The following is a 12,565-nucleotide window of genomic DNA, read 5'->3' as shown; positions in this document are numbered from 1 at the left end:
ATTGGATTCTTCAGAGAATTCCCAACAACAAAGTATTTTGAAAATTATCAGAAAGCAGGGTTATATGACCATGCTTTTGCACAAGGTCTACCATGCTGAGTTTAAGGACATGCAGCTGACCAGAGAATCAGGCGGCCTGCTCTACGCGATCAAGACCACCAAGTTCAATCAGACAGAACTTGCCCGCCTTTTTCACATTACCCAGGCCAGCCTATCTGGCCGGATCAAGCGGCTGGAAAGAGACGGCTACTTGATCCGGGTCACTGATCCAAAAGACAGGCGCAAGTACCGGCTGGAATTGACCTACAAGGCCAACCAGGAACTTGATGAGGTCATCGATAAAATGAACAAGTGTAACGCACAGATCTTCCAGGGAGTGAATGATCAGGATTTTGAACAGATCATGAGATTTTTTGACATGATCAGCCACAATCTGGAAGCAATGGTCGAGGAGGACGAGGATGATCAAGCTTAGAAAATACCTATTGCCCTACCTGCTTCCGATTTTATTGGCAATCGCTTTTATCTTCGGGCAGGCCCAGACGGAACTAGCTCTGCCGGACTATATGAGTGATATCGTCACCAACGGGATCCAGGCCGGCGGCTTTAAAGACAGCGTTGCTGATGTCTTGTCGCCTCAGACCTACCGGCAGCTACTGACTTATTCAAGTAAAAGTCACCAGCAGACGATCAAGGCCAGCTACCGCTATGTTAAAGCAGCTGACGTCTCAAGTGACTTGAAACAGACTTTTCCCAAAGGCAAAAATCTCTATGTCTTAAAGAAAAATGCCGACAGAGACAAGCTGAATAAGGCCATGCTGCGGGGGATGATCCTCTACTACACCCTCACGGGCAATAAGAATTCATCAACCAGCAAGAAGTTCCTTAAGAATATCTCCAAGGGCATCAAGACTGCCAAAGACCAATACGCCAAGGGTGAAAAAGCTTATCAGCAAATAGCTAAAGTTGCCCCGACCAGCCCGCAAGCCGTAAAAATGAAGAAGCAGCTAGGCCAGGCTAAAAAGCAGATCGCCGAAATGGAAGCTGCTTACCGGAAAAAGGACTTGGCCTACTTCTTCAAGCAGATGAGTACAAAACAAAAGCAGAAGATTTTTGACTCTATCGACAAGCAGATGAAGAATATGGGGACCAGCACCATGAACATGGCCGGCGGCCGGGCGGTCAAGCTGGAATACAAGCGCCTGGGTGCTTCAACCAGCAAGCTGCAGACCAGCTACATTAAAAATGCAGGTCTGAAGATGTTGGGCATTGCCCTGCTAGGTTCTGTTGTGACTATTCTGGCTGGACTTTTAGCTTCCAGAGTCGGGGCCGGCGTGGCCCGGGACTTGCGGCTGGCCCTTTTTGAAAAAGTTGAATCTTTTTCCAATACGGAAATGGACCGCTTTTCAACCGCTTCCTTGATCACCCGGTCAACCAATGACATTACTCAGATCCAGCAGGTCATTGTTTTGATGATCCGGATGGTGGCTTACGCGCCGATCTTAGGCATCGGGGCCCTCCTGCATGCTTTGGATTCCTCCCCATCGATGACTTGGATCATCGGTTTAGTCGTTTTGCTGATTTTAGTCATCCTCATGATTACCATGGGCCTGGCTATGCCGAAGTTCAAGATTGTCCAAAAGCTGATCGACAAATTGAACTTGTCCATGCGGGAAAACTTGACCGGGATGCTGGTCATCCGGGCCTTTGGCAATGAAAAAGTCAGTGAAGACCGCTTTGATGAGTCAAACCGCAATTTGACCAAGGTCAACCTCTTTACCAACCGGGTCATGTCAGCCTTGATGCCGATCATGATGTTTATCATGAATGCAGTTACTCTGGTAATCGTTTATGCTGGCGCCAAGCAGATCGACTTGGGTAAGATGCAAATTGGCGAAATGATGGCCTTCGTGCAATACGCGATGATGATCATCATGGCCTTCTTAATGGTTGCCATGATTGCCATCTTTATCCCCCGGGCCAGTATCTCAGCCGGCCGGGTGGCGGAAGTCCTAGAAACCGAACCGGAAATTGAATCTCCGGCTGAATACAAGGCAGGCAAGGAAAATACGGGTGTCGTTTTTGATGACGTGACCTTCACTTACCCCGGCAGCCAGGAAGCAGCCTTGGAGCATATCAGCTTCACTGCCCCAGCCGGCAAGACGACAGCCTTTATCGGGTCAACCGGGTCTGGCAAGTCCAGCTTAATTAACTTGATCCCCCGCTTTTATGACGCGACAAGCGGCAAAGTCCTGGTTGACGGAACAGACGTTAAAGATTATAACCTGCAAGACCTGCGGGAGCGGATCGGTTTAGTGCCGCAAAAAGGCCAGCTTTTGACCGGGACCGTTAAGTCAAATGTCTTATATGGGGCAAAGGATGATTCGCATTTAGAAGAAGCCCTGCGGGTATCGCAGTCAGAGGAATTTGTTGACCGCCTGCCAGGCAAAGTGGACGCCCCAATCTCCCAAGGCGGCAGCAACATTTCCGGTGGCCAAAGACAGCGGTTGGCAATCGCCCGTGCTTTGGCCAAGGATCCGGAGATCTTAGTCTTTGACGATTCCTTCAGTGCCCTGGACTTTAAGACTGACGCCAAGGTCCGCCGGGAACTGACTAAGATGGCTGCCAAGGAAAAGAAGACGGTTCTTTTGGTTGGCCAGCGGATCGCGTCAATCATGGATGCCGACCAGATCATCGTTTTGGATGAAGGCAAGATTGTCGGCAAGGGCACGCACCAGGACCTGCTCAAGAATTGCCGGGTCTACCGGGAAATTGCCTACTCACAGCTTTCAAAGGAGGAATTAGCTGATGCATAACCATGGCAACGCAAGAGGCAATGAAAAAGCAAAAGACTTTTCCGGCACTTTTGCCAGATTATTCCGCTACCTTAAGCCATATTACTGGTCTTTACTGGTGGTAGTGATCTTCGCGATCGCTTCGACCATCTTCTCCATTATTGGGCCGAAAATTTTATCAAAGGCAACTGACAAGCTGATCGCCGGGATCAGCGCCAAGATCCAGAATACTGGGGGAATCGATTTTACCTACATCAACAAGATTCTGCTGCTTCTCCTGGGCCTTTATCTCCTGTCCATGCTTTTCAACTACGTGCAAAGCTGGATTACCTCGGGCATTTCCCAGAAGGTCGCCTATTCCTTGCGAAAAGATATCGCGGAAAAAATCGACCGTCTGCCGCTCAGCTTTTTTGACAAGCATCCCAGTGGCGATATCTTGTCCCGGATTACCAACGACGTGGACACGATCGCCCAGTCGCTCAACCAATCCATGGCCCAGATCATTACTTCAACCGTAACAGTGGTTGGCGTTTTGGTCATGATGTTTTCGATCTCCTGGCAGCTGACCTTGATTGCTTTAGCGATATTGCCAGTGACTTTCGGCATACTTGGTATTGTCATGAGCCGGTCACAAAAGTACTATATCGGCCAGCAAAAGTCTCTGGGTGACGCGGATGGTCACATTGAAGAAATGTACGGGGCCCACCAGATCGTCCAGGCCTTTAACGGTGAAGCTGCCTCGGTGGCAACTTTTAAAAAGTACAATGACGAGCTTTACACTTCCGGCTGGAAGTCCCAGTTCTTCGGCTCCTTGATGATGCCGATTTCCAACTTGATCGGCAATATCGGCTACGTAGCAATCTGTATCGTGGGTGGCTTTTTAGCAGTAAACAGCGTGGTTACGATTGGTGACATTCAAGCCTTTATCCAATACGTCAAGAGCTTTACCCAGCCGATTTCCCAGATGGCTCAGATCATGAACATGCTGCAGTCAACGGCAGCGGCCAGTGAACGTGTCTTTGACTTCCTGGAAGCTGAAGAAATGCCGGAAGAAGTGGTCGAAATTTCTACTGAAGAAGTAGCTAAGCTGCCAAGCAATGTGACTTTTGACCATGTCCGCTTTGGCTACAATCCAGACAAGATCATCATCAAGGACTTCAGCCTGGATGTTTCTGCCGGGCAAAAGATTGCTATCGTTGGGCCGACTGGGGCCGGCAAGACCACCCTGGTCAAACTCTTGATGCGCTTTTACGAGTTAAACAGCGGGAAGATTATGATTGGCGGCCAGGATATCAGTAAGATGAAGCGGTCTGACCTCCGGTCCATGTTTGGGATGGTCCTGCAGGATACTTGGCTCTTCAACGGCACGATCAAGGAAAACCTCCGCTACGGGAATCTCAAGGCCAGTGATGAAGAATTGCGGCAGGCGGCAATTGATGCCCATGCTGACCATTTTATCGAGCAGATGCCAGAGGGCTATGACAGCATGATCAACGAAGAGTCCAGCAATATCTCTGCTGGGCAAAAGCAGCTGCTCACGATTGCCCGGGCTTTTGTGAAGGATCCAAAGATCTTGATTCTGGACGAAGCAACGTCTTCAGTTGACACGCGGACGGAACTTTTGATTCAGCAAGGAATGGACCGGCTGATGCAGGGGCGGACGGCTTTTGTCATCGCCCACCGCTTGTCTACGATTAGGGATGCAGACAGCATCATCGTTTTGAAGGACGGGGATATCGTGGAAGTTGGCAACCATGACAGCTTGATGGCAAAGAAGGGCTTTTACGCTGACCTTTATCAGTCACAGTTTGAACATGGCGAAGAATAAGAAAAAAGTAAAATTATTTGGATACAGTAAAAGAGTCTGGGAAAAAACTAGACTTTAGATAATTGAAAAAAGTGAAACTCGATGTAATATTTCGAGCTTCACCTTTTTTGCTTGTCGGTAAGATTCCCAATGCATGATAAAAAGAGAGCTTTAGCAGCTCTCTGCTCCAGTATTTCACTAGATTCATCATCATAAAGGCTAATCCTACATCAGTTTCTACTTTCTTCCTTCCGCGGAGGTGAACTCGGCGCATGCCAAATACATTCTTGCAATTAGCGATAAAATTGTATTAAGTCTATTGCTTTAAATTTGTAACCCATTGGTCAACCGCAGCCAATTGACCTTGGTAAGCTTGAATCAGTTCTGCTTTAGTATATGTCTTTGATGAAGTGCCAGAGTCAATAACCTTCCCGCTATCAATTTCAGTGGCAGTTAAGGCAGCGGCAAGTGATGATACTTTAACTCGATCACCTGAAATTATTACTCCATAGTTACTATCCATAGCCATATGGACGCGTCTGGTATCATTGGAAGATGTACATACAAAGAAACGACCATTACCATAATCTTTCATGGTTATCCCTGCATTTTCAGCTTCTGGAGTTGAGCTCTTGGTTGGTGCTGAAGGAACTTGGGCATTATTATCAAACTTCATTATCGCCATGATTGCTAGTTCCTCATTAGTAACTGAGCTAGAATTTGTTTGGCTAGATGACGTAGTATTGCTAATATCGCCTACAATTTGAGTAAAGCCGTTCTTTAGTTCATTATTCTTAGTTTCGCCAAAAACATAGCTGTTCTTTTCATTCCCTTGGTTCTGTTCAGAAATTAAGACAACAGGCTTACCATTGTAAATGGTGAACAGATAGACATGGTAGCCAAAGGTAGTCTTCACATTAGCAAAGTCTGAGTAGCAAGCCACTATTAAATATGTGTTACTAGCGCCTTGGCCATTCTCTGACCAAGCAGATGAAACTTGGTTATCAATATCAGAAATTGCTAAATGCCATGTACCATTGTAAATATCATTTGGAATTTCAACTCCATATACATTCCCAGGATTATTAGGAGTATACTTCACATACTTCTGATTCATGGTTGCTCCCCAGCTTGACATAAAGCTAGCAAGTTGCTGATCTTTAGCTGAGTTCCATGGCGTCTCTGCCTTCTTACTGTGACTAGTTGATTTACTAGTAGCTGAACTAGCAGATTTGGATGATGCTGACTTCTTTTCTTTAGACTTACTTGCTTTTTTACTTGATACCTTACTCTGTGAGCTCTCCTTAGTTTGTGACGATTGTTGCTTGCTGCAACCAGTTAATGCAATTGCACTTATTGCAGATACAACGATCAAAAATTCCTTAATTTCCATTTTTTCCACACCTCAGTTAAAAATACTTATACACTTAATTATATCATTAGTGACATCCGAAATATTCTTAGCACTGCCTAATGTTTCAATGATTTTCAACGGCAGGCAAGCCCGGAATTCCACCTGTTTCAATGGGTGGAGAAATAGGGCTTGACTGCCTTCCTTCTTACTTAAATTCGTACAGAGAAAGCTTTTGCTCTGCTTTTTGCCAGTTGCCGTTATACATGATCAGCCGGCACTGCTTTCTATTAATGTAATTCTTGCCATTGTTCAGTACGTAATTGCCTAAGCCATCCGTCAAATATACAAAATATCCGTTCGACTTAAAGCCTTGAACGTAGCCCTTGGCATTATTTCCAAGTACGCGAACGTAGTCATTCAGCCATATGCCGCGGGCATATTTCGTGTTCTTCTCATGCGCTTGGATGACGTATTCGGCTGCTTTCTGCCTTTTCTTACTTTTCTATGGCACTTCATAAACTTGATGGCTTTTGCTATTTCACGCTTCTGGTGGCAATGAAAGTCGGGACATTTAATTCGTGCAGGCGGCCTTCGCCATTGGTATCTTCATAGAGATTGGTTAAAGTAAATCCAGCCTCCAGCTGGCCGCCGATCTGTTCGTCCAAGGTATGAGAGAATTGGACACCAGAATCATCTTTTTCCAGCTGCTTCATCTGGTTAGGATTTTTCAGCGGATTAAAAGGCAAGGAGTTGGCGACATACTTTTCTTCATCGCTATCAAACAGGTAGTTGATCCCGTTATCCAGGCCAACCAAGAGGACTCCGCCCTTTTTCAAGACCCGGTAGCACTCTTTCCAGATCGGCTTAACTTCTTCAACGTAGCAGTTAGCAACTGGCTGGATGATCATGTCAAAGCTTTCGTCAGCAAAAGGAAGCGGCTGAGTCATATCGGCCTTGACTATATCGATATCGTAGCCTTCGCGCTTTGCAACCAGGCGCTCGCTTTCCAGCTGCTGGTCAGAATAGTCCAGGACTGTGCATTCTGCTCCCAAGGCAGTCAGGATCGGCATCTGCTGGCCACCCCCGCTGGCCAAGCCAAGAACCTTTTTGCCTTTTAAGTCGCCAAACCAGCTGTGAGGGACGTATTTAACAGGAGTTAGCTTGATCTCCCACTTTCCCTCTTTAGCAGCTTGGAAAATTTCGTGGTCAATCGCCTTCCCCCACTCCCAGCCTTCTTTGACCCAGCGGTCAATCGTTTCAGCGTTGATGTCTTGGTAGTTCATGGTTGGTTTTCCTCCTCGTAATTCATATTTTTAGTTTAACAAAGCGTTAAAATTCTTTCTAGTACTTATAACTTTAGGTTAACTTTTTTGTCATTTACTGTTGACTTTCTCAGATTTAGGATTAAGATATTAGACATGAAATCAAAACAACATTGCTTTGAAAAGGAAAAGTAGTTTTGGCGAGACCTGCAGAGAGCTTCTGGTTGGTGTGAAGAAGCGGTCAGACCAAGTGCGAAAATCACCTTTGAGCGGAAACTGCGATATTAGTGGTTTCGGGGTCCGCCCCTTAAAGCGGCAGCGCATTATCTGTGCGTGAAGGCCTAACGGCGAAAATAGGTGGTACCGCGCTAATAGCGCCCTATTGGATCGATTTGATCCAGTGGGGCGCTTTTCTTTTCCATGAAAGATGAAAAGAGGAACACAAATGAAAGTTAGAAAAATGGCAACAGTTGCACTACTTGGCATGTCAGCTTGCACGCTGGCTGCCTGCGGCAATAACAATTCCCAAGCATCCAACACCAAAACAAGTCTGAACTTGATGGAGACTGATGTAGTCAGCTCCCTCGATACCTCTGTGACTGCCTCAATCCCTCAATGGGACACTTTGGTGCAAACTATGGCCGGCCTTTACCGTTCAGATAAAAATGACCAGCCAGTTCCCGCGGTTGCCACTAGCTATCATAAGTCCAGTGACGGTAAGACCTATACTTTCAATCTGAGGCACAATGCCAAATGGTCAAATGGCGACACTGTAACCGCGCAAGACTTTGTGACTGCCTGGCGAAAAGGCGTTTCTCCCAAAGCAATGTCTGGCTATAACTACATCTTCAGCAACATCAAGAATGCTGACCAAATCTCTCAAGGCAAAAAGGCGGTCAGCAGCTTAGGCGTCAAAGCTGTTGGTAAGTATAAACTGGTCGTGCAGCTTGAGAATCCAGAACCGACCTTCATCGACAAGATGGTTATGCCAGCCTTTTACCCGCAAAACACCCGCCTGGTTAAAAAATACGGTGCCAAATATGGTACGGCTGCTAAATATACTGCTTTTGACGGGGCCTTCAAGGTCACCAAGTGGACCAACACCAGCGAAAAGTGGACTGCCGTCAAGAACCCATACTACTACGCTAAAAACGCGGTCAAGCTGCAAAAGCTTAATTACCAAGTCGTCAAAGACTCAAACACTGCCCACCAGCTCTTCCAGCAAGGAAGCTTAGATGACGCTGTAGTTTCCGGTACGACGGCACAAGGCCTACAAAACAACAAGAACCTGTACCACCTCTACCGGTCTGGCAACAACTTCGTAAATCTGAATATGGCTAAAGGTGCTACCTTGGCCAACAAGCAACTTCGGCAAGCCCTTTACCTGGCTGTTAATCGTAATCAGCTATCCAAAAAGGTTTTGGCCGATGGTTCAAAACCTTCCTACACCTTCTCAGCACCAAACGCCGCCAAGGATCCAGCCAGTGGTAAAGACTTCGCTGCAGCTGCTCAGCCAAAAGAAACTTACAATGTTGCCAAGGCTAAAAAGCTTTGGCAAGCTGGTTTAAAGCAACTGGGCAAGTCAAAGGTTGAATTGACCCTGGTGGCAAGTGACACGACTACTGACAAGAATGTCAGTGAATTCCTGCAGTCGCAGCTGGAAAGTAAGCTGCCAGGACTTAAAGTTACTGTCAAGAATCTGCCATCCAAGTCAGCCTACAATTTGGTCGCCAATGGCAAGTATGACCTCTACCTTTCCCTGTGGCTCAACGACTACGCTGACCCATACAGCGAACTGCAGACTTTGGAAAAGACCAACAGCCACAATTACGGTAAATACGCTAGTGCCGCTTACAACAATGAGCTTAGCCAAGCTAGAAAGAATGCCGCGACCAGATCAGTCTACTTCAGCCACCTGTTAAAGGCACAAGAGCAAATGAATCAAGATTACCCTGTTCTTCCGCTTTACACCATGGTTGAAGACCACCTGGTAAACTCCAACTTAAAGGGTGTACTTTGGCACAAGGTTGGCATGGTTGACTACACGAGAGCATATTTCAAGTAACAAGAGAATATTTGACTGAAGGAGAAAATCATGGATCAAACGAGAATCGTTACTTTAGACAATGGCTATCACCTTTTCACCCGCAAGGTCAACGAAGGACCGGTCAAGTTGCTCTGCGTACATGGAGGACCTGGTGACAACCATGAAGACTTTGACAATTTCAAGAATGGCTTAGCTGGCAAAGGCGTTGAGGTTTATTCTTACGATCAATTAGGTTCGTACTGGTCAGATCAACCAGATTTTTCCAAAGAGGAAAACAGGAAGTATTTAAACATTGACTACTTTGTTGATGAACTTGAGGAAGTCCGCCAGAAGCTCGGTTTGGAAGACTTCTACCTGTTAGGGCACTCCTGGGGCGGTCTACTGGCCCAGGAATACGCGGTCAAGTATGGCCAACACCTCAAGGCCGTTATTATTGAATCGATGATTGATAATTTGGATGAGTACACGGAGAACATCAACCGGGAAAGAGATGAAATGTTCAGCCCGGCTCAAGTGGAATACATGCGGGAATGTGAAGCAGAAGAAAATTTTGACGATGCCATGTACCAGGAACTGGTTGCCAAGCTTTACTCCGTTTACTTGATCCGTCACCCGGAAAATGGAAGCCGGCACGTTGTTAGCACGACGAATACACAAGTATACAATTACTTCCAAGGCAATAATGAATTCATGATGGTCGGCAAGTTAACTGAGTGGGATTTCAGAGACCGTTTGGGACAGATTACTCTCCCTACCCTCCTAACGGTTGGTGAATTTGACACCATGCCCCTTGACGCTGTCCGCCGGATGCACAAAACTTTGAAAAACTCACGGATGGTTGTAACGCCAGATGGCGGTCACTGCCACCACATTGATAATCCAAAGGCATTCTTTTCTTCCTTATATAAGTTCATCAGTGATGTGGAAGCAGGAAAGTTTACTAAGCATGAATAGAGAAAACAACAAGACCGCCACAATCGTGACGGTCTTTTGCTTGAAAATTTGTTATTTCTTCAAGCTCTTGAAGGCAAAGTAATGGCCTTCTGGGTCCGCGAAGTTGCAAGTTTCAGCACTGCCCATATCAACGACATCACCAACAGTGACGCCCTTATCCAGCAACTTTTGGCGAGTTTCCTTCATGTCTTCGCAGCTGAAAAGCAGTGATGGAGTAGCCAGGTCAAGTTCTGGTGAGTACTTGGCAATTACTTCCCGGTCAAACAGGCGCAGGCTGGCATCTGCATTGTCGCTGGCTGCAAGCAAGTAGGTCTTGCTTTGGTCTGGGCCTTCGCCTTCTTCCTTTAAAGCAAAGCCAACTTGGTCAGTCCAAAACTTAGCACATTTTTCCGGGTCACTCACGTAGAGCATGATTTCGACCTGATTGAACATTTTTTGGGGATCCTCCATTTTGAGTAATATCTTTACTAGTAATTTAGCATAAGCCAGCACTTAAAACAATTTTACAGCTTTGTGAAAAAATCATTCCCTTTAGTGAGCAAGAAACGGGATCAGCTACGCCGATCCCGTTTTCTTTAATCGTTACTTTCCTTGTCAACAATAAAAGGTTGCAAGGCTTCTGCTAGTGAATGCAAGTTACGAGTTTGGATAATAACCTTGCCATCCCCGGTAAAGTGGTTGACCAGGCCTTCACCTGAGGTAAAGCCAAACATCCCCGAGGCTACTTTAATGTCGTAGTCAAGGTTTGCATCCCAGGCAACGACATGTTCATTGTCGATTGAGATCGGCTTATCGCTGGTCACGGTCAGTTCTACCAGGTCACCAAAGGCGTTAACCAACATGTCGCCTTCGCCTTCAGTCTGCATTACGAAGAAACCACCGGTTCCCCCAAAGGCAGCCTTGCTAAAATTTTGTTTTTGCATCTTGTAGCTAACGCTGTCATCACTTGCTAAAAATGCCCCAGTGTTTAGGCAGTACTGCTGCTTGCCAACGGAAAGCTTTGCAATCTTGCCAGGAATTGCTGGTGCAACCCCAATTTGTCCGCCATCCTCATCACCAGTTGCCTGGGTGATAAACATGCTTTCACCACTGGTCAAGCTCCGGCCAATCGCGCCGAGCAAGCCGCCCAGGCCCTTCTTGCTGGAGTTCATCTTCCCGGCGATGGTAACATCTTTCATGTAGACCATGGCGCCGTTTTCGACTTTGATGCTTTCTCCCTTATCGAGGGTTACAGTTGCTAATGGACAGGTATTCCCGCCGCTCAATTCGTACTTTATGATGTCCCTCTGCTTTTCTATTGCTTTCGCAAAATATGATATTTATGTTCAAAATTTCTTTCTTGTCTATATTATATCAAGAAAGGGCTTTTTCTCGCAAAAACAATTACTGTGAAAAAAGCAAAGAAAAGGGATACCAAATGTTTAATAAGAAAATTTTTGCATCTCGGCGACTACTTTTCGAGCCCGCTGAAATCGGGATCAAACCGGTCAAGCAAGGTAAAATGACCATCCTCATACTTCAGCTTAAAAATAGTGCAGTTGCCAATATGATGGTCAATGGGAAGCTTGTTGTAGCGTAAGAAGCAGGCCAGAGCACCGCCGTGAGATACTGCTAAAACCGAATGGTGATCTTCTTGCTCCATGACATCGCTCAAAGTCCTAGTTATTCTTTCACTTACGCCTTTTTCGCTTTCCCCGCCAAACTTAACGAAGAAGTCCCCATAAGGAACAGGTGGATTCAAAAAGTCATCCATCGCTTCAAAACGGCCAAAATTCCATTCCTTGATTCCCTTGAGCCGGGTATAAGGTAGTTTGCCGCCGGTCACTAACTCCAAGGTGTCGCAGGCACGTTCACTGGTACTTGAATAGCAGTGGTCCAGCTGGATCTTGTTGTCTGTAAAGTAGCGGCTAGCGATCTTGGCCTGGTTGATCCCCAATTCAGTTAATGGTGAGTCGCACCAACCCTGGATCTTGTGTTCAAGGTTGAATAAGGTTTGCCCATGACGCATGAGATACAAGATTTTTTCCATTTAAGTTTGCTCCTTTTCACATTCCTATAGCGCTTTCAAAGAAAATTATAGCATTTTTTGAAAGCTAATGGAAAAATCTTTGGGAGACAAAGTAGCGTAAACTGTGCTATATCAAGTTTTTTACACTATATTTGCACTGTAAAAATGGCCTTATGGGCCAGACTAAATTCAACTTGCCCCCTCTTTAATTTCTTGGCCTTTTCGCATATTCTGGATCCGAAGCGATGGAATCATAAAGAAGATCCTCTTTTCCCGCTAAAGCCCCGCCCTATCTGGTATCATGGAAATGACAAAGCATCATGCCCAGATTATTCAGC

At 46.1% G+C, this 12,565-nt stretch carries 10 protein-coding genes and 1 other annotated feature; of the genes, 5 read left to right on the top strand and 5 right to left on the bottom strand.

All coding sequences use genetic code 11. The annotated features are described in order from the left end of the window. Positions 1–64 precede the first annotated feature (64 nt). From ACYVUU_RS05585 to ACYVUU_RS05575, 3 genes are read left to right on the top strand one after another with little or no spacing between them, the layout of a single operon-like run. Positions 65–475, top strand: coding sequence for a MarR family winged helix-turn-helix transcriptional regulator (locus ACYVUU_RS05585; RefSeq protein ID WP_484500237.1), 411 nt, complete (start codon positions 65–67; stop codon positions 473–475). Continuing rightward, positions 462–2,816 carry an ATP-binding cassette domain-containing protein gene (locus ACYVUU_RS05580; protein ID WP_484500236.1) on the top strand — a complete coding sequence of 785 codons (2,355 nt, stop codon included), beginning with the start codon at positions 462–464 and terminating at the stop codon, positions 2,814–2,816. Before ACYVUU_RS05585 ends, ACYVUU_RS05580 begins: the two co-directional genes overlap by 14 nt. After that, positions 2,809–4,623, top strand: coding sequence for an ABC transporter ATP-binding protein (locus tag ACYVUU_RS05575; protein WP_484500235.1), 1,815 nt, complete (start codon positions 2,809–2,811; stop codon positions 4,621–4,623). The genes ACYVUU_RS05580 and ACYVUU_RS05575 overlap by 8 nt, the downstream gene beginning before the upstream one ends. A 295-nt stretch (positions 4,624–4,918) precedes the next feature. On the opposite strand, the gene ACYVUU_RS05570 is transcribed toward ACYVUU_RS05575, so the two are convergent. After that, complete coding sequence (locus ACYVUU_RS05570; protein WP_484500234.1) at positions 4,919–5,995, bottom strand: DUF4767 domain-containing protein; 1,077 nt, start codon at positions 5,993–5,995, stop codon at positions 4,919–4,921. Positions 5,996–6,489: 494 nt separating this feature from the next. Beyond that, positions 6,490–7,239, bottom strand: a complete 750-nt coding sequence (locus tag ACYVUU_RS05565) for a class I SAM-dependent methyltransferase (protein WP_484500233.1) — start codon at positions 7,237–7,239, stop codon at positions 6,490–6,492. A gap of 148 nt (positions 7,240–7,387) precedes the next feature. Beyond that, positions 7,388–7,603 (top strand) — a binding site (T-box leader). A 60-nt stretch (positions 7,604–7,663) separates the two neighbouring features. On the opposite strand from ACYVUU_RS05565, the gene ACYVUU_RS05560 reads away from it, so the two are divergent. Together ACYVUU_RS05560 and ACYVUU_RS05555 are read left to right on the top strand one after the other, a co-directional pair. Beyond that, positions 7,664–9,283, top strand: coding sequence for a peptide ABC transporter substrate-binding protein (locus tag ACYVUU_RS05560; protein WP_484500232.1), 1,620 nt, complete (start codon positions 7,664–7,666; stop codon positions 9,281–9,283). 30 nt (positions 9,284–9,313) lie between these two features. Next, on the top strand, positions 9,314–10,219 hold the full coding sequence (locus ACYVUU_RS05555; protein WP_484500231.1) for a proline-specific peptidase family protein: 906 nt from the start codon (positions 9,314–9,316) through the stop codon (positions 10,217–10,219). A gap of 51 nt (positions 10,220–10,270) precedes the next feature. Here the strand turns inward: ACYVUU_RS05555 and ACYVUU_RS05550 are convergent, their stop codons facing one another. The 3 genes from ACYVUU_RS05550 to ACYVUU_RS05540 form a co-directional block, all read right to left on the bottom strand. Then, positions 10,271–10,651: a VOC family protein gene (locus tag ACYVUU_RS05550; RefSeq protein WP_484500230.1), complete on the bottom strand. Its 381-nt coding sequence runs from the start codon at positions 10,649–10,651 to the stop codon at positions 10,271–10,273. 143 nt (positions 10,652–10,794) lie between these two features. Then, a complete protein-coding gene (locus ACYVUU_RS05545; RefSeq protein ID WP_484500891.1) occupies positions 10,795–11,496 on the bottom strand; it encodes a TIGR00266 family protein in 702 nt (233 codons plus the stop codon). Between the two features lie 173 nt (positions 11,497–11,669). Beyond that, a complete protein-coding gene (locus tag ACYVUU_RS05540; RefSeq protein WP_484500228.1) occupies positions 11,670–12,248 on the bottom strand; it encodes a histidine phosphatase family protein in 579 nt (192 codons plus the stop codon). Positions 12,249–12,565: the final 317 nt, after the last annotated feature.

This window comes from Lactobacillus sp. WILCCON 0058 (assembly GCF_057198005.1).
This window is presented reverse-complemented; position numbering and strand designations above follow the sequence as displayed.

What these genes read in the sequence shown, in the direction of transcription:
- ACYVUU_RS05540 (WP_484500228.1), bottom strand. Translation starts at nt 12,248, where the DNA reads ATGGAAAAAATCTTGTATCTCATGCGTCATGGGCAAACCTTATTCAAC.
- ACYVUU_RS05575 (WP_484500235.1), top strand. Translation starts at nt 2,809, where the DNA reads ATGCATAACCATGGCAACGCAAGAGGCAATGAAAAAGCAAAAGACTTT.
- ACYVUU_RS05555 (WP_484500231.1), top strand. Translation starts at nt 9,314, where the DNA reads ATGGATCAAACGAGAATCGTTACTTTAGACAATGGCTATCACCTTTTC.
- ACYVUU_RS05560 (WP_484500232.1), top strand. Translation starts at nt 7,664, where the DNA reads ATGAAAGTTAGAAAAATGGCAACAGTTGCACTACTTGGCATGTCAGCT.
- ACYVUU_RS05550 (WP_484500230.1), bottom strand. Translation starts at nt 10,651, where the DNA reads ATGTTCAATCAGGTCGAAATCATGCTCTACGTGAGTGACCCGGAAAAA.
- ACYVUU_RS05570 (WP_484500234.1), bottom strand. Translation starts at nt 5,995, where the DNA reads ATGGAAATTAAGGAATTTTTGATCGTTGTATCTGCAATAAGTGCAATT.
- ACYVUU_RS05585 (WP_484500237.1), top strand. Translation starts at nt 65, where the DNA reads ATGACCATGCTTTTGCACAAGGTCTACCATGCTGAGTTTAAGGACATG.
- ACYVUU_RS05580 (WP_484500236.1), top strand. Translation starts at nt 462, where the DNA reads ATGATCAAGCTTAGAAAATACCTATTGCCCTACCTGCTTCCGATTTTA.
- ACYVUU_RS05565 (WP_484500233.1), bottom strand. Translation starts at nt 7,239, where the DNA reads ATGAACTACCAAGACATCAACGCTGAAACGATTGACCGCTGGGTCAAA.